Below are 17,679 nucleotides of genomic sequence, written 5' to 3' on the forward strand. Positions count from 1 at the left end.
GACGGACCTCACCTGCCTTTCGTCGATGCCGGGGCGGGGCCGGCGGCCGGGGCCGCGTCGTCCCGTCCACGAATCTGTCTCATGGTCACCCGGATGCCGGCGCGTACCCGGGGCAACGTCAACAAGCCGACGCACGCGGCCGCCAGCACGACCAGTGCCACCGCCAGGCCGGGAAGGCCCCGCCCGCCGGCCAGGACGCCGACAGCGGCCGCCACGCCGACACCGGCGAGGGTCACCGCCGCAGCGCGCAGCATCGCGGTGTCGACGAGCGGTTCCCGGACCACCGTGCGGGCGAGGAAGGCGGCGGTCAGGTTCTCGGTGGCGATGCCGGCGGCCCACGCGGCCGCCGCGCCGGTGGCGCCGTGCCCGGGGATCAGCCAGAGGCCCAGCGACACGGTCACGGTGAGCCCGGCGAGCGTGGCCGCCAGGTGCAGGCCGCTACGCCCGCCCATCAGCAGCAGGCTCTGCACGTTGCCCACGCCGGTGTTCACGAGCATCGCCAGCGCGAGCACGGTCATCGCCGGCACGCCTGCGGTGAACTCCGGCCCGAACAGCTGGAGGAACGCCAGCGCGAACACCGCGAGCAGCAGGTACACCGGCCAGGACAGCACCAGCCCCCAGATCGTCAACCGCCTGTGCACCGCCGCGGCGGCGGCCCGCTCGCCACGGCCGAGCAGTCGGGACAACTGCGGTGACACCGCGACCCGCAACCCCTGCATGGCCAGTTGGCCGGCGAGGACGTACCGGCCGACCGCGCCGAACACCCCGGCGTCGGCCGGGCCGGCCAGCACCGAGGTGAGCAGCACGCCCACCCACATGCTTCCCGCGTCGATGGCCGCCGACGCGGCACGGGGCAGCGCGAAACGCCAGAACGTCGACCAGTCGGTGCGCCCGGGCCGCAGCGCCGCGCCCCGGCCCAGCCCGAGCGGCCCGGCCACCAGCACGAGACACGCCAGCAGCGCCAGCGCGGCCGGCACCAGCCAGCCGGTCATGCCGGCGAGCAGGCCGCCACCGGCCAGCGCCGCCGCGCCGACAAGCGCCGGTCGGGCGACCGGCAGCAGGAGGAACTGCACCCCCACGTACGCCCGGATGGGTCGTACGCAGCGCAGGGCGGCCAGCAGCAGGGTCATGGCCACCACCACCGGCACGGCGGCGAAGGTGAGGGTGAGCAGCGCGCCGCCGTCCGCGCCGGAGCCGCGCAGCAGCCGGGGGGCGAGCGCGTCGGCGGCCAGGACACCCGCGGCGGCGACCACGAGGGCGGCCAGCAGCGGCGGGACGAGGGCCACCGGCAGCACCCGGGCCGCGTCCCCCCGGGCGCCGGTACGACGTCGCGGCAGCGCCCACATGAGACCCGTCTCGGCGCCGAGGGTGCAGACGGCGGTGGCCACGGTGACCACACCGATCGCGGCGAAGAACGCGCCGGAGCCCGCCGTGCCGTACTCCCGGGTGATCACCACGGCCAGCACGAAGCCGAACAGACCGCTGGTGGCCGCGCCGAGCAGGCCGGCCACGCCGTTGCGCGCGCTGCGCCGGGTCTCGGCCGCGCCGGCGTCGCCCGCGCCGACAGTGGCTACCGGCGGCGGCCGGTCCGGGTCGGCCGGCGGCCTGGTCACGGCGGTCACGCCGGCACCCCCACGGGCCGGGCCGGCAGCGGACGCCACCGGGCGGACCGTTCCCGTTCGGTGAGGGCCATCGCGAACGCGACAGCGAAGAACGCGACAGACAGGTTCTGGTTGGCCATGCCGTAGAACGGGATCTGCACCAGACAGACCACAGGCACCACGGCCAGCCACTGCCCGGCCGCCGACGTCGCCCGCGCGCAGATCACCGCGGCGGCCACGAACCAGGCCAGGAAGCAGAGCAACGCCGGTACGCCGTGACTGAACAGCACCATCCAGAACTGCCCCTGGGTGCCGATCGGCGCCGCCGCGGAGACCGTGTCCACGTTCACCGGTGCGCCGTAGCCCAGCCACGGCGACTCCTGCACCCGGCGGATCACCTCCGTGTAGAGCGAGAGCCGGTCGGTGTTGGTGTCGCTGGAGTCGACCCGCTTGTTGATCAGGTCGGTGATGGGGATGAACAGCGTGGCCAGCGCCCCGATCAGCACCAGCCCGACGATGGACGCGGCGACCCGCACGTTGCCGCGCAGGCTCGCCCGCACCCCGAGCACCGCGAGGCCCGCGCCCAGGCTGAGGAACATCGCCCGGTTGAGGGTGAGGAACGCGGGCGCCAGCGACAGCGGCAGCGACGCCAGCAGCACCCAGCGCAGCAGCCCGCGCGGGCGCAGCATGGCGAAGGCCACCACGCACGGCAGGGTCATCGCGTACGCGCTGCCGTAGTTGTTCGTGTACGCGAACGGCGCGGCCGGCCGGTAGATCGGGTTGAGCGAGCGGGCGCTGTACTCGGCGGTGGTCAGGTGGACCATGTCCTGGATGAACGGTGTGCCGGCCACCCCGCCGGGCAGCAGCACCTCCATCGGGGTGCTCATCGCCAGCCGGGGCGCCAGCACGCCCAGCCAGCCCAGCACGACCAGGCCGAACCAGAACGCGCAGAGCGGGCTGAGCACCGCCACCAGGTCGGCGCGTTCCCGGGCGGCGGCGTGCACGTAGACGCCGACCACCAGCGCGGTCAGGTAGAAGGCCAACCGCAGGGCGAAGGTGAGCAGCGAGGCCGGCGACGCCAGCTGGGTGGCGCTGACCACCACGATGGCCAGGAACAGCAGCCAGATGGCGCTCGCCGGCGGCAGCGGCACCCGTCCCCGGGTGAGCAGCAACGCGAGCAGCAACGCCCCCAGCAGCGGCCACCCCAGGTAGAACGCGCCGAGCGCCCACCACAGGGGCACCAGGCCGAACATCAGCGACAGCGGCCAGAGCGGCAGCCGGGGCGGCGGTGGGGGCGGCGACACCGGCCCGCCGGCGGCAGGAGAGTCACCTGGCGGCGGCTCGGTGGCCGGTGCGCGGGTGACAGTCACCGGTCAGGCCCGACCGTTGCGGGTGAGGACGAAACCCAGCGGGGTCACCCCTGCGGCGCGCAGCCGCTGCACGAGGCGACGCAGGTCGACCTGGCGGGTGCGGTCCCGCTCGACCACCACGACCGCGCTGCCCTGCCGGGCCACCGCGACGCCGCGCTCGTCGGATTCGGCAGGTGGGGCGTTGAACAGCACGAGCCCGTGGTCGGCGCCCTGCCGCCAGGTGCCGAACCGGACGCCGCCCACCCCCACGCTCACCTCGTCCGGGGCGGCGACCCGGCCGTTCTCGGCCCGGGCGGGCGACGCCCGGGGCAGCGTGAGCGTGGCGTCCGGATCGGCGGACGGGCGGGCGCCCGGCGGGTGCGGGGACGGTCGGCGGGCGGGCACCGTCTCGGCGGCGGCGCCCGGGCTGGCGGGGCTGCCGGCCGGGCGGGGCTTGGGCACGAGCGGCCGGGACGCGTCGATCGGCAACCGCCCCCGGTCGGCGAGCACCGCGGCGCGCAGCCGCTCGGTACGTCCGCTGTCGTCGGCGACGAAGACCTCCCGGCCGTCGACGGCGAGCGCCACCGCGAGCCCGGCGGTGAGCGCCGTGGCGTCCTCCCGGGCGGCGAGCAGCGCCACCCGGGCCGGCTGGCGGACCCGCTCGGCGACCGCCATCGCCACGTACCTGATGTCCGCGTCGACGGCCCGGGGACTGCCCCGCCACGGCGGGCGGCGGACCGTGCCGAGCAGCGGCAGGCCTGTGGCGTCCCGACCGTCGGCGACCGAACGGACCCGCCGGTCGGTCGACTCCCACACGTACGCCAGCACCACGCCGATCAGGGCGCCACCGAGCAGGCCGGCGACCAGGTAGAGCGGGCGGTGCCCGGCGGAGGTGACCAGGGCGCGCTCGGCGGTCTGCGTGACCCAGCCGGGGTTGATGTCCACGGCGGCGATCTCGGTACGGGCGGCGTTGAGCTGGGTGAGCTGGTTGTTGATCCCGGCCAGTTCGGCCACCGCGGCGTCCCCGGCGGTGGTGTCCTTGGCGGTGCTCGCCCGTTTCTGCACCGCCGCCTGCTGGGCGGCGACCTTCGTGATGCTCGCGTCGTACGAGCGCAGCATCTCGGCGCGCTGCTGCTCGTACATCGTGCGCCGCACGTCCAGGTAGGCGCGCGCGGCGAGGTTGGCGCTCTGCACCGCCCGCTGCGCGTCCTTCGCCTGGTAGCTGAAGCGCAGGATCTGCCCGCCGGTGGGCACCTCGACCTCGAGCGCGTTACGGATGTCGCGCGGGTCGGCGCCGGCCGCGTCGGCGAGCCGCTGCACCACCTCGGTGCCGGTGGCGATGCCGCTCTCCACGTTCATGTTGACCGCCCGGTCGGCGCCCGCGCCGCTGGGGGTGAACGCGTCGGTCACCACCGGACGGACCGCCACCACGGCGTTCGCGGTCATCGCCGCCGGCACCATCAGCACATAGCCGAGCGCGAGGAGCAGCCCGACCACGGCCACGGCCGTCACCAGCCGCAGCCGGTGCATCGGCACCCGCAGCAGGTCGGTCACCGTGACGGTGCGATCGGCGCCGGCGGCCGGGGCGTCCGTCGACCAGGAGGTGGGAGTCGCGTCAGTCATGGAACTTCTTCACCGTCTGTTGAGGATTGCCGACGACCACGACGCCTGGCGGCACGTCCGTACGGATCACCGCCGCCGCGCCCACGACGCTGTCCCGGCCGACGCGTACGCCCTTCATCACCAGCGCATGCGCTCCGACCCACACGTTGTCCTCGAGGACGATGGGGGCGCGGGTGGCCGGGCCGGGAGGCTCGTGCCGCTGCTCCGGTGGCAGGTTGTGGAAGTCGTTGTCGAGCAGCTCGCAGTCGGACAGCAGGCACCTGTCGCCGACGGTCACCGAGGTCCAGGTGCCGATCCAGGTCGCGTTCAACAGACAGTCGGCGCCGATGCGCACCTCGCCCGGGCCGGCGAAGCGGACCAGCTTGTTCAACCGGGTGCGGTCGCCGATTGTCACCCGTACTCCGCGGCGCAGCCGGACCCGGCCCCGGATCTCCACGTCCCGGCCGAGCGTCAGCCGCCGGTAGCGCAGCCTGTACCAGCCACGTTTGACCGCGAAGACCAGGCGCACCGCGTGTCGCGCGCGGATGCCAGCGGCGCCGACCAACCGACCCCTCCCCCACATCGCGGGGCCGGCAGCGGTGGTGCCGCCGCCGACCCAACGTGAACAATCTATCGATCCTCCGTCACGAACCGTAGACCCTTACTGCACGGAGAAGAATGTTGAAGGGGTGGACCAGGACAACTCGGGCGTCGCGAGGGCGAGCACCGTCGCTGCCGTGCCGTCGACCACAGCGCTCGGCGCGGCCGTCGGGTTGAACGGCACACTACGCAGCGTGCCGTCGGTAGCACCGTAGACGATCCGTCCGGCCACCCACGCCATGCCACGCACCCCGGACCACGGAACGCCAGTCGTCGGCACCGTGAACTCGGTGGCGCCGAGGTAGTTGCCGTCGATCTCGAAGTACCTGTAGTACAGGTTGTTGGCGCCGGTACGCGTGTAGTAGAGCCGGCCGTCGAGGAAGAAGGCGCCGCTCAGCACCGCCGGGTTGTACCAGTCGTTGTAGCCGGACGCCTCCCACGGCGCCCCGATCGCCCCTCCGTTGAACAGCGAGACGTCGATCCGGCTGCCGGTGGGCGTGCCCGCGACCGTGTGCGACCAGTAGATCCGGTCGTCGACCCGCCACGTCGCGCCGGCCGCCGTGTAGGCCGGCTGGCTGACCGTGGTCGGGGTGCCCAGCGTGGTGCCGTCGAACGGCACCCGGGCCACTGTGGCCGGGGCGGTGCTCAGGTAGAGGTTGCCGGTGGTGGCGGTCGGCGGGTTCTTCGGGGTGAACGTCCGTCCACCCGCGAGCGGGAACATGCCGAGCCGACCGTGGTACTCCTCGCCCATGCCGTCGGAGTTGTGCCCGAAGTAGAGGCCGTCCGTACCGCGCCACAGCACCGGCACCGACGAACCCCAACTGCTGGTGCCGGCCGGCATCGAGGCGCTGCCGCTGCGGCGCGGGTTCCAGTTCACCGGCATGCCGGTGGCCGGGGTGACAGCCGCGATGCCGAGCCGGTCGACCGCCCCGGGGCCGGCGACGTCGACGCCGTTGGGGTTGTTCAACCAGCGGAAGTGCCCGCCGAGGTAGATGACGTTGTCGGCGACCTCGACCGAGGTGATGGTGTCGTTGCCCGTGTAGTCGGCCCAGGTGGCGAGCTGCCCGCTGCCCCGGTTGGCCGTCTCGAACCGGACGAGCGTGTCGCAGTAGGCGGCCGGCCACCCCGAACCACCGTTGGTGCCGACCACGAACCAGCTGCCGTCCGCGCCGAACTTCACGTCCTGCACGTAGTGCACGAACGTCGACGGGGAGGCGCACGGCGGAATGAACTTCTCGGTGCTCCAGTCGATGAGCGTGGGAGTCGCGGAGACGTCCACAAGCGCCATCTGGTTACGCGGCAGGTCGTTGACGAGCGTGAAGTTGCCGCCGACGGCCAGCGTGTTGCCGTCCGGCGTGACGTCGATGGTCCAGACGTACGAGGTGGTGCTGTGCCGCCCGACCGTGGCGTTGATGGCGAAGGTCGGGTCGATGGCGCCGGTGGTCGCGTTGAGCCGGGCGAGGCCGGCGTGCGCGGTGCCGTTGAGCCAGTTGAACGCGCCGGCCACGTACAGCCAGTTGTCGTGCAGCACGACCTTGCGGACGTTGCCGCCGTCGGAGCGCCCCACCCACGCGTCGATGATCGCGCCGCTGGACGGGTCGAGGGCCACCAGGTTCCTGCGGGAGACGCCGTTGACGTTCTTGAAGGCCCCGCCGACGATCAGCGTGCCGCCCGGGCCGGCGACGAGTGTGTTGACCGCGCCGTCGAGCACCGGCAGGAACGTGGTGGACACGGTGCCGGTGGTGCGGTCGTACGCGAAGAGGTAGGGCTGGCTGATCCACGGCGAGCTGGCGGTCTGCCGGAGCTGCGTGAAGCTGCCGCCGACGAAGACCGTATTGCCCACCTGCGCGAACGCCCGGGTTTCACCGTTGCGGGCGTGCGGGGTCGAGTCGGCGGGGTTCGCCGACACGAGGGTCGCCGTCTCCGGGACCGGAACCACAGCCGCCGAGGACACCGAGGGCACACCGAGCACCGCGGCGACGATCGCCAGCGCGACCATCCCCGCCCGAGTACGACGTCGTCCTGCGAAACGCCACATGTGCGGAAGTTTGGGCACGCTGCGCCTCCAAGGTGGATGAGAACCCGAGGTAGCGTCCCTCGCCCACGCTGGCAGGCGCATCCGCCGATTGGGCGGTGCATCGATCAGCAAGATGACAGAACACCTGGGGGTCGGATATGCGATCCGACCAGGCGATGTGCCGTCACCACAAATTCACGATCGTCAGCGGCTCACCCCGGTGGGCTGCCGCAGGTACCCGTCCCGGCCGGCCTGGGAGAAACCTTCCAGCGCCGACGCGTCGTGGTTCATCGTCATGTCACAGGTCGAGGTGCGGGTCGTCATGCCCGGCGAGTTGAAGTAGATGGCCGCCTTGATCTTCGGGTGCGCCTTCAGCGCCGCCGGGAACTCCTGGAACCAGCGCTGCTTGGCGCCCGGGTCGGCGGAGTTGAAGTTGGTGCCGAACTCGGCGAGCATCCGCGGCTTGCCGGCACCGATGCCGTTTTCGTCCAACCAGCGGTAGAAGCCGCCCACCGTCGTGCTGGGGCTCTTCCACACAGTGCTGCCGTTGCAGACGTGGAAGTTGTACGGGTCGTAGGCCACCCAGTCGACGTAGCGGTCCCCGGGGTAGAGACCGGCGTACCGGGAGTAGTGACCGGACCAGCCCATCATCGTCCAGACCCACACCGCGTTCGTCGCGCCGGCCTTCGCGAACCGCTCGTACACGTACCGCCAGGCCCTGACGAAATCGGCGTCGCTGCCCTTGCCCGGCTCGTCCTCGGGCTCGTGGTCGAAGCCCAGGAAGACCGGCACCCCGGTGGCGCGGATCCTCCCGGCGACCGCGTCGATCGTCGCGTCCTGCCGGCCACTGTAGACCTCCGCCCACTTCAGCGTGGTGCCGGCGGAGAAGTCGCGGGACTCCCAGGCGAAGAACATCAGCCGGCCCTCGCGCATCTGCTGCGTCTCGTACGTGTCCGGGAAGGCGCCGTTGCTGCCCGAGTTGGAGAAGTCGTGATAGCGGTGCACGATGTCGAACTTGCGGCCGACCTGCGCCTCCACGTCGGTGATCGCCTTGCCGTGGTCCCAGCCGCCGGCCGCGCTGGCGGGTGAGTACATGCCCCACCACGCGCCGCAGGAGGGCACGAGCTTGGCGGACACCGACCCGCACTTGCCGGTCGGGAGGGTGGTGCTCGCGCTCGGCGTTGGCGTCCGGGTCGGGACGGCTGTCGGGGACGGCTTCGGCGCGGTCGTCGGCGACGCGCTGGGCGACGGCGCCGGCCGGGTGGTCGTCACCGACGACGGCCGGGCCCCGACGTCGTAGCTGATCACCAGGCTGGGCCGCAGGTCGGGGTTCCGGTTCTCCACCGACGCCCAGTAGATCCGGGTGTCCAGACCGGACTGGGCGAGCGACACCGTCCAGGTGCCGTTGCCGGTGACCAGCTTGGACACGTCCCACTCGTTGACGCCCTTGGACACACCTGTCACGGTGTCCAGCGCGGCGCCGGCGGACGCCAGGGCCGGGCGCGCCTCGCGGGCGCTCAGCGGCGAGGCGTGCGCCGTCACCGTCGCGGCGAACTGCTGCCAGGCGTGCAGCCGCAGCGTCGCCCGCACGTTGACCGCGGCGGCCGGCACGGTGGTCACCGCGAACTCGATGACCGCCTCACGGCCACCACGCGGGTTGCCGTCGCAGCGCGTCGGGCAGGTGGCCAGTGTCGTCTTGGCGGCGTTGTCGCCGTCCTGCGCCACCGCCGTGGCGGTGGTGTCCGCCACCGCCTGGATCGACAGTTCATCGCTTGCCAACAGCGGCATCATGGTCGCCACGATGCCCGCCACCACCGAGCCGCCGACCACCCCGACCGCGATGGCCTTGCGCCGGGGACCGTTGCGGAGCCGGGTGATGCGGTGCAGTCCGTGCCTGGTCAAGGAGTACTCCCTGTGTCTGCTGCGGTAACCGTGAGCAGCGTATCGATGACCAGGGCAGGTCGTGGGCAGGACAGTTTTCCGTAAGCGCGTCTTAACTGTCCGCTAAGGAAGGCGTCGGTCCAGCGCGGCACGCATCGCCTCAACCGGGGCGCGCACGCCTGTGAACTGCTCGAACTGGCCTGCGGCCTGCGCCAGCAGCAGGTCCAGTCCGGACACCACCCGCAGGCCGGCCGCGAGCGCGGACGAGGCCAACGGCGTCGGCCACGGGTCGTACAGCGCGTCGAAGAACACCGCGTCGGGCCGCCAGTGCGCCTCGTCGGCGAGCGGGTCGGCCACGCCCTTCGGCACCGTCGAGACGACCACGTCGGCCGCGAGGTGCCGGGAGGCGTCGGCCCAGGCGCCGGCGCTCAGCGACACACCCACCGCCGCCGACACCTGCCGCAACTCGTCGACCGCCTCGGCGCGGCGGGCCACCACGGTGACCGAGGAGCAGCCCAACTGCGCGGCGGCGGCGAGCGCGGCGCGTGCCGTGCCCCCCGCGCCGAGCACCGTCACCGTGGCACCGGGCACCACCCCGGCCTCGTCGAGCACGTGCACCATGCCGGCGACGTCGGTGTTGTCCGCGTACCAGGAGCCGTCCGGACGGCGTACCAACGTGTTGGCCGCGCCGACGGCGGCGGCAACCGGCGACGCGGCGTCGGCCACGGCGAGCGCCGCCTCCTTGCCCGGCATGGTCACCGACAGCCCGGCCCACTCCGGGCCCAGGCCGGCGACCAGATCCGGCAGCTCCGCGGCCGCGCACTCGATCCGGGTGTACGACCACCCGGTCAACCCGGCGGCGGCGTAGCCGGCGGTGTGGATCACCGGGGAGAGCGAGTGCGCGATGGGCTTGCCCAGCACCGCCGCCCGCCGTCGGAGCGTCATCAGATGATGCCGGCCTCGCGGGCCTTCGCCTCGTTGCGCTGGTGCTGCTCGTAGTCCTCCGCGAAGGCCGAGTGGCCCTTGTCGTCGATCGCCACGAAGTAGAGCCACTTGCCCACCGGCGGGTCCATCGCCCCTTCCAGGGCCTGTTTACCCGGGTTGTTGATGGGCGTGGGAACCAGACCCTTGAGCTTGCGGTTGTACGGGTTCTTCGGGTCGTCCAACTCCGACGCCGTCATCTGCTTCGACGACTTGGTCGGTTTGCCGATCGACTCCAGGTAGTAGTTGACGGTGACGTCCATCTCCAGGCAGTTGCAGTTGAACTCGCCGTACACCCGGTTGTAGGCCACCCGGGCGACCTTGCCGAGGTCGTCCTTGTTGCCGGCCTCGGCCTGGGCGAGCGAGGCCACGATCAACGCCTCGTACGGGCTGACGCCGCCCCGCTCCTTCTGCACCCGGTCGGCGAACTTCATCTCACCTGTCACCGAGAGGAAGTTGTCCACCATGAGTTTGAGGATGCTCTCCGCGGTGGCCTTCGGCGGGATCTCGTACGTGTCCGGGTAGAGGAACCCCTCGACGGACTTGACGACCTTCTTGCCGTCCCCACGCGTGAACCACCAGTCCGGTACGCCGAGCGCCTCCGGGTCCTTGGCGGCGGCCTCGAACTCCTTCACCGGGATCTTGGTCTTGTCGGAGAGCAGCTTGTAGATGTTCTTGCTGGTGCGGCCCTCGGGGATGGTCAACCCGTTGACGATCTTGTTCTTGAGGTCGAGCATCGCGGTGACCGCGCTCGCGCCGCTCATCTGCTTGCGCAGCTTGTACGTGCCCGGCTGGATGTTCTTGCTGCGCGAGTTGGCCTCGGCGGCCTCGATGAACGCCTTCTGGCTCTTCACCACGTCGGCGGCGACCAGGGCGTCGGCCATGTCGGCGAGCAACGCGCCGTTCTTGATCTCGACGGTGATCTCACCGGTGCCCGAGCCGTCGTAGTCGGGGGTGACGAAGTAGTTCTGGATCCGGTCGAAGCCGTAGAACGCCCCGCCGCCGATGCCGCCCAGCAGGAACAGGGCCAGCAGCAGCGCCAGGAACGTCTTGCCCCGGCCGCCACCCGAACCGCCCTTGCCCTTGCGCTTCTGCACGAAGCCCCGCCGGTGCCGGCCCTTCTCCCCCCGCTCCGGCTCGTCGAATCCAAGATCCAGGTCGTCGATCATTGCGTCCGCCTCCGCTGCGCATCCAGCCAGCTCTGCAGGATCTCCACCGCGGCCGCCTGGTCGACAACCGCACGTTGACGTTTACCTCGGACGCCACGCTCGGCAAGCCTACGAGAAGCCACCACGGTCGACATCCTCTCGTCAGTGAGCGTTACCGGGACGGGCGCTATCACATCGACCAGTCGGTCAGCGTACGCCTTCACATGGACAGCCGCCGGGCCGTGCCTGCCGGCGAGGTTGACCGGAAGACCGACCACCACCTCGACAGCCTCGTGCTCGGCCACCAGCGCGGCCAGTTCGGCGAGGTCAGTGGGCATCGCGTCCGGTGCCGCCGTGAGATCGCGGGCCAGGGTCACCAGCGGCGTCGCCAGGATCCCGTCCGGATCCGAGCGGGAAATCCCCACCCGCACCTGCCCGACGTCCACCCCGATCCGCACACCACGCGTCAGCTCAGCCACCGAGGGTCACCCCCGGGGACCTACGAACCAGGGCGGACCGAACGGTCCGCCCTGGTCGACAATGCTCGTCCATCACGCCTCGGTGATCGCCTTCTCTACGGTGAGCAGCAGCTTCGGCGCCTCGGCGGCCGGCAAACCGCCACCCTGGGCCAGATCGGGACTGCCCCCGCCGCGCCCGGAGAACGCCGCCTTCACCAGGTCCGAGGCGGCCAGGCCCCGGCCCCGGGCGGCCTGGTTCACCGCCACCACGAGCGAGGCCTTGCCGTTCGCCCGAGCCACCACCGCGACCACCGCCGGCCGCGCCGGGTCGATCTTGCCGCGGATCTCCTGGGCGAGGGTCCGCACGTCGTTGCCGGCCGCGCCCTCCGGCGCCTCGGTGCCGACGTACGCCACCCCGCCCACGTCCTTGGCCTGCGCCGCGAGCGCCGACGCGCCACCCAGCACCAGCTGGGCGCGCAGCTTCTCCAGCTCCTTCTCCGCGTCGCGCAGCTGGGTGACGGTCTGCTCCACCCGGTCGGCGACCTGCTCGCTGGGCACCCGGTACAGCTCCGCCAGCCGGGAGACCAGCAGGTGCTCGCGGGCCAGGAAGCTGAACGCGTCCATCCCGACGAGCGCCTCGACCCGACGCACACCGGAACCGATCGACGACTCGGAGAGGATCTTCACGAGGCCGAGCTGGGCCGAACGTGCCACGTGCGTGCCACCGCACAGCTCCCGCGCGTAGTCACCCACCTCGACGACCCGCACCTCGTCGCCGTACTTCTCGCCGAACAGCGCCATCGCGCCGATCCGCCGCGCCTCCTCCAGCGAGGTGATGAAGGCGTGCACCTCCAGGTCGGCCAGGAGCACCTCGTTGACCTGCTGCTCCACGTCCCGCAGAACGCTCGGCGACACCCCCGTCGGGGTGTTGAAGTCGAACCGCAGCCGGCCCGGCGCGTTCAACGAACCCGCCTGCGTCGCCGACTCGCCGAGGAAGTTCCGCATGGTCTGGTGCACCAGGTGCGTGGCCGTGTGCGACCGCGAGATCGCCCGACGGCGGGTCGTGTCGATCTCCGCGTAGCCGGCCTCGCCCGCGCGCACCTCACCCCGGATCACCCGGGCCCGGTGCACGATCAGACCCGGCACCGGCTGCTGCACGTCGAGCACCTCGACCTGACCGCCACCAACGGTGATCATGCCGTGGTCGGGCTGCTGGCCACCACCCTCGGCGTAGAACGGGGTCGTGTCGAGCACCAGCTCGACGGTCTCGCCCTCGGTCGCCGCCGCGCGCGGCCCCTCCGCGCCGAGCAGCGCCCGCACCGTCGCCTCGCGGGCCACCTCGGCGTACCCGGTGAACGTCACCGGACCACCCGAGTCGAGCACCGACCGGTACGCCGACACGTCGGTGTGCCCGGTCTTGCGCGCCTGAGCGTCGGCCTTCGCCCGCGTCCGCTGGTCGGCCATCAGTCGGCGGAAACCCTCGTCGTCGACCTTGAGGCCCTGCTCGGCGGCGATCTCCAGGGTCAGGTCGATCGGGAAGCCGTACGTGTCGTGCAACTGGAACGCCTTCGCGCCGGACAGCGCCGTGCCGCCCGCCGTCCGGGTCTCCGCGATCGCCGTGTCCAGGATCGTCGTCCCCGCCCGCAGGGTGGACAGGAACGCCTCCTCCTCCGCGTACGCGTACTGCGAGATCCGGTCGAAGTCGGTAGCCAACTCCGGGTACGACGGCGCCATGCAGTCCCGCGCCACCGGCAGCAGCTCGGGCAGCGCCCGGTCCTGCCAGCCGAGCAGCCGGATCGAGCGGATCGCCCGGCGCATGATCCGCCGCAGCACGTACCCGCGACCCTCGTTGCTCGGGGTCACCCCGTCGCCGATCAGCATCAGCGCCGTGCGCACGTGGTCGGCGACGACCCGCAGCCGCACGTCGTCCGGGTGCGACTCGCTCGCCACATGACCGGAGTGCGCGCCGTACCGCTTGCCGGTCAGCTCGGCCGCCCGGGCCAGGATCGGCCGGACCTCGTCGATCTCGTACAGGTTGTCGACACCCTGCAGGATCGAGGCCATCCGCTCCAGGCCCATGCCGGTGTCGATGTTCTTCGCCGGCAGGTCACCCAGGATCGGGTAGTCCTCCTTGCTGGTGCCCGGACCCCGCTCGAACTGCATGAAGACGAGGTTCCAGAACTCCATGTAGCGGTCCTCGTCGACCGCCGGGCCGCCCTCGCGGCCGTACTCGGGACCCCTGTCGTAGAACAGCTCCGAGGACGGGCCGCACGGCCCGGGGATGCCCATCGACCAGAAGTTGTCAGCCTTGCCCCGGCGCACGATCCGCTCCGCCGGAACGCCGATCGAGCGCCAGATCTCGAACGCCTCGTCGTCGTCGAGGTAGATCGACGGCCAGATCCGCTCCGGGTCCAGGCCGTACCCGCCCTGGTCCAGTGGCTTCGTGATCAACTCCCAGGCGAGCGGGATCGCCCCCTCCTTGAAGTAGTCACCGAAGGAGAAGTTGCCGTTCATCTGGAAGAACGTCCCGTGCCGGCTGGTCTTGCCGACCTCGTCGATGTCCGGCGTACGCAGGCACTTCTGCACGCTTACCGCCCGCTGGTACGGCGGCGCCTGCTGACCCAGGAAGTAGGGGACGAACTGCACCATACCGGCGTTGACGAACAGGAGGTTCGGGTCGCTGATGGCGGGCAGCGGAGCGGACGGCACCACGGCGTGGCCATTCGCCTCGAAGTGCGCGAGGTACCGCCGCTTGATCTCCGCCGTCTTCATCGCTGGTGTTCCTCCGGAAAGATGTGTCGATCGCCGATCCGCGGGTCCTCCCGCAGCTCGGCGAACTTGTCGTCGAACGCCTCGCCCTGGGCGAACGCCTGGTGGATCTCCTGCTCGCGCTCGGCCATCCCGATGCGAACGTCCTCCACGAAGCTACGCAGCGACTCGACCAGCCCGCCAGCGGATTCCGACAACGAGCTGGCCATGCCGGCCGGGGTGTACGCCTGCGCGGTCTTGGTCGCCTTGCGGACCACCACGACGCCAACGGCGAGCCCGATGCCGAGCCAGAACAACCGCCTCATGTCTTGCTACCTCCTGGTACGGCTGCCGGTCAGCGGTTGCCGCGCTTCGCGGCCCGCCGCTGCTGCTTGATGGTGTCGCGCACCTCGCGCTCGGTCTCGGCGTGCCGACGGCCGGCGGCGGCCTTGCGCACCCCGTAGCCGAACGCCGCCACCTTGACCAGCGGATTCGCCGCCGCGGCGGAGACCACGGTGGCCAGGTTGGCGACGTTTGCGGTCACGTTCTGTGCGTGGCTGGTCATCGTGTCGACCTTCGCCAGCTGGAGGTTCACGCCGTCCAACGAGGTCTGCACCTGCTCCAGCGCGACGTTGACGTTCTTCACGGTGGTGTTCACGTCACCGAGCAGCGGCGCGGTCCGATCGTTGAGGTCGTTGATCATCCGCGTGGTGGCGTCCACCGTGTGCCGCAGCCGCAGGATGGGCAGCGTCAGGATGAGCACCAGCACCGCGAACGCGCACGCCGCGACCAGCGCCGCGATCGCTCCAATGTCGCCCACGCCTGTCCTCCTCAAGCAGAGTTCCGCAGGATCCGACGTCCCCGGAACGCACAACGGTGCTACGAATACCAGACACGCCGACCGTCGCCGGTCGGCGGAGGCGGGAGAGCCCGCCAGCCCCAGACCCTACCGTCCGTGATGGAAACCGGCTCAGGACGGTGAGGGTGTCAGGTCGCCGAGCGGGTCACCACTGACTGTCGGGAACGGATCCTCTCCGGTCAGTGACGGATCCGTGGTCGGCTGGGGCCTGGTCCGTTCGTCGTCGATCGCGTTGCGCACCTTCACCGACACCAACGAGCCGGCGCACTCGGTCGCAGCGGCCGACGCCTCGGGAGACGGCACGATCGCGGGCTCGCCGTCGACCGGCGGCGGCACGCAGGTCGGCTCGCGCACCCACAGGTCGAGGGTCAGCTCGTCCCGACGCCAGCAGGTGTAGCTGCCCTTGGTCTCCTGCTCCGGGCAGCGGCTCACCTTCCACGGTCGCCAGCCGTCCTCGCGCAGCGCGTCCTCGTAGACCTTCGTGGTCTCCGCGGGTGACTTCTGGGAGGTGACGGTGCGCTCGCGCAGCCGGCAGTCGAGCAGGCACCAGCGGCTGCCGCTGACGTCGTCGTCGGTCTTCGCGGCCGCCCAGGCCGGCACGTTGAGCTGGTCCAGGTTGTCGAAGACCGGGTCGCGGCTCAGCGTACGGATGCCGAAGAAGAGCGGCACCGCACCGAGCAGCACGATGCTGACCAACGCCAGTGCCAGCGCCCGCAGCCGCCGCCGCTCGCGCGTCTGCCGACGCTGCTCGGACCGGGCGCCGGTGGCGGGGCCGTCGTCCTCGGGGGTGTCCTGACCGGCCTGGCGCAACGCGGGGCCGGGCGCCACTTCGGGTGCCGGCCGGTCCACCGGTCCCGCCGGGGCGGGCACCGCGGCGGCGGCGCGTGCCACACCGACGGGTTCTCCCGGGCGTCCCGCCGGCCCGACGGGCGCGACTCCGGACGGTTCGGGGCGGCCGGGCTCCCGGTGCGGCGGCAGCGCGCGGCCGGCGGCACGGTCCGCCGGCGTGGGTCGGACGGCCGGCGCCCCGCCCCGGGCCACCACGGGTGCCCCGGGGTCTGCCCCGGTCGGTGGGCCGACCCGGTCGTCGACGCCGGGCGGACCGGCGACGCCGGGCGGGCGTACGGCCGCGCGGGCCGGGCCGTCCGGGCGTAGGCGCCCCGGACCGTCGGGACGCGAACGGGTCGGACCGTCGGGACCCGGGCGGGACGGACCGTCGGGGCCGGCACCCGGTGGGACGGCGGCCCGGGCGGCGCCGTCGGGCCGGACGGCGGCTCGGGCGGCGGGCTCGGCGCCCGGGCCGGTTCGAGCGGGACCGTCGGGGCCACGGCCGTCGCCGAGCGGCGGCATGTCGCCGGGCGCCTGTCGGGCCCGGCCGGGACGGGCGGCACCACGCGGCGGCGCGCCAGCACCGGCGGGACCGCCGGCGGGCGCGGGCCGGCCACCCGCGGCGGCGGGACCGGTGTACGTGTCGCCCGCCGCGCCGGGTCGCCCCGGGCCGGCCGGACCGTCGGAGCCGGGTTCCGTCGGAGGGCGGCGGCGTCGGACGGTCGGGTCCGGCGGGGGCGCCGAGGCACCCCGGCGGGTGATGGGCCGTTCGCCGGTGCTCGACCCGTAGGTCGGACCGCCGCTGGGCTGCTCCCCGGTGGGGTCCGGCGCGTCGGGTCGGGCACCCCGGCGACCGGTCGGCGGCTCCGCGCCCGGGTCCGGCGGCGGCCCGACGGGCCGGCGGCCGGGCCGCTCGGCGGCCGGATCGGGCACGGCGAGCCGGCCGGACGGACGCTCGCTCAGATCACCCGGTGGCGGTGCCGGGCGGTGCGCGGCGGCCTGCCCACCGGCAGGACCACCTCGTCGGTTGACCACCGGCAGGCCGGGATCGGTGTGCGGCAGGCGCCCGGCCTGCCGCAGCCAGTCCGCCGGCCGCTCCGGGCGATCCGCCCGGGGTTCGCCGCCGACCTGCGGACGCCGCTCCTGCTCGTCGGGGACGGCGCGGCGACGCCCGGCACGGTCGGCCGGGCCGACGGTGGGCGTGCCACCGGTGGGCGTGCCGACGGTGGGCATGACGCCTGTGGTGCCGCCTGTCGCGTCGGGCACCGGCGGGGCGTTGCCCGAGCGGGGCACCACCGGCGGGGCCGGCTCGGCGGCGCGGCGGCGGCCGGCGGAGGCTGCGCGGGCCCCGGTGGCGGGCCCGGAGGCTGTCGGCTCGGGCGCTCCGGGGTCGACCGGTCCCGGGCGCCGCCGAGCGGTCCGGGGGTCGACGTCGATGGCGGGATCGGGGCGCAGTCCGTCGGAGACCTGCGGCACGACGCCAGCCGGCGGGGCGTCGAACCGGGCCGCTGCACGAGCGCCGGGCGGACCGGCGGCGCGCGCCGGATCGGTCGCCGGACCGGCCACGCGACCAGCAGCACCGGCCGCCGGACCGGCCACGCGACCAG

Annotated in this window: 13 protein-coding genes; all 13 read right to left on the reverse strand. The window is 72.7% G+C overall.

Annotation, left to right across the window (positions count from 1 at the left end):
- Nucleotides 1–8: 8 nt before the first annotated feature.
- The gene (locus AB0N27_RS19030; RefSeq protein WP_364372098.1) at nucleotides 9–1,613 is read right to left on the reverse strand and encodes a lipopolysaccharide biosynthesis protein; all 1,605 of its coding nucleotides are present in this window, start codon (nucleotides 1,611–1,613) and stop codon (nucleotides 9–11) included.
- A 5-nt stretch (nucleotides 1,614–1,618) separates the two neighbouring features.
- The gene (locus AB0N27_RS19035; protein ID WP_364372101.1) at nucleotides 1,619–2,905 is read right to left on the reverse strand and encodes an O-antigen ligase family protein; all 1,287 of its coding nucleotides are present in this window, start codon (nucleotides 2,903–2,905) and stop codon (nucleotides 1,619–1,621) included.
- Nucleotides 2,906–2,974: 69 nt separating this feature from the next.
- Nucleotides 2,975–4,573: a lipopolysaccharide biosynthesis protein gene (locus AB0N27_RS19040; RefSeq protein ID WP_364371120.1), complete on the reverse strand. Its 1,599-nt coding sequence runs from the start codon at nucleotides 4,571–4,573 to the stop codon at nucleotides 2,975–2,977.
- Nucleotides 4,566–5,117, reverse strand: coding sequence for a DapH/DapD/GlmU-related protein (locus AB0N27_RS19045; RefSeq protein ID WP_364371123.1), 552 nt, complete (start codon nucleotides 5,115–5,117; stop codon nucleotides 4,566–4,568). The genes AB0N27_RS19040 and AB0N27_RS19045 overlap by 8 nt, the downstream gene beginning before the upstream one ends.
- 96 nt (nucleotides 5,118–5,213) lie before the next feature.
- The gene (locus AB0N27_RS19050; protein ID WP_364371126.1) at nucleotides 5,214–7,151 is read right to left on the reverse strand and encodes a delta-60 repeat domain-containing protein; all 1,938 of its coding nucleotides are present in this window, start codon (nucleotides 7,149–7,151) and stop codon (nucleotides 5,214–5,216) included.
- Nucleotides 7,152–7,373: 222 nt separating this feature from the next.
- Nucleotides 7,374–9,071: a glycosyl hydrolase gene (locus AB0N27_RS19055; RefSeq protein ID WP_364371129.1), complete on the reverse strand. Its 1,698-nt coding sequence runs from the start codon at nucleotides 9,069–9,071 to the stop codon at nucleotides 7,374–7,376.
- A gap of 102 nt (nucleotides 9,072–9,173) precedes the next feature.
- Entirely contained in the window at nucleotides 9,174–9,995 is an 822-nt protein-coding gene (locus AB0N27_RS19060; RefSeq protein WP_364371132.1) for a shikimate dehydrogenase, read from the reverse strand.
- A complete protein-coding gene (gene mltG, locus AB0N27_RS19065; RefSeq protein WP_364371135.1) occupies nucleotides 9,995–11,200 on the reverse strand; it encodes an endolytic transglycosylase MltG in 1,206 nt (401 codons plus the stop codon). The genes AB0N27_RS19060 and mltG overlap by 1 nt, the downstream gene beginning before the upstream one ends.
- On the reverse strand, nucleotides 11,197–11,658 hold the full coding sequence (ruvX, locus tag AB0N27_RS19070; protein ID WP_364371138.1) for a Holliday junction resolvase RuvX: 462 nt from the start codon (nucleotides 11,656–11,658) through the stop codon (nucleotides 11,197–11,199). The genes mltG and ruvX overlap by 4 nt, the downstream gene beginning before the upstream one ends.
- A gap of 72 nt (nucleotides 11,659–11,730) precedes the next feature.
- Nucleotides 11,731–14,409, reverse strand: a complete 2,679-nt coding sequence (gene alaS / locus AB0N27_RS19075; protein ID WP_364371142.1) for an alanine--tRNA ligase — start codon at nucleotides 14,407–14,409, stop codon at nucleotides 11,731–11,733.
- Nucleotides 14,406–14,711, reverse strand: a complete 306-nt coding sequence (locus AB0N27_RS19080) for a hypothetical protein (protein WP_357987521.1) — start codon at nucleotides 14,709–14,711, stop codon at nucleotides 14,406–14,408. The genes alaS and AB0N27_RS19080 overlap by 4 nt, the downstream gene beginning before the upstream one ends.
- A gap of 29 nt (nucleotides 14,712–14,740) precedes the next feature.
- On the reverse strand, nucleotides 14,741–15,205 hold the full coding sequence (locus AB0N27_RS19085) for a DUF948 domain-containing protein (protein ID WP_139582396.1): 465 nt from the start codon (nucleotides 15,203–15,205) through the stop codon (nucleotides 14,741–14,743).
- Between the two features lie 150 nt (nucleotides 15,206–15,355).
- The gene (locus AB0N27_RS19090) at nucleotides 15,356–16,054 is read right to left on the reverse strand and encodes a hypothetical protein (protein ID WP_364372104.1); all 699 of its coding nucleotides are present in this window, start codon (nucleotides 16,052–16,054) and stop codon (nucleotides 15,356–15,358) included.
- Nucleotides 16,055–17,679: the final 1,625 nt, after the last annotated feature.

Source organism: Micromonospora sp. NPDC093244 (assembly GCF_040683695.1).
In the GTDB taxonomy this organism is placed as follows: domain Bacteria; phylum Actinomycetota; class Actinomycetes; order Mycobacteriales; family Micromonosporaceae; genus Micromonospora.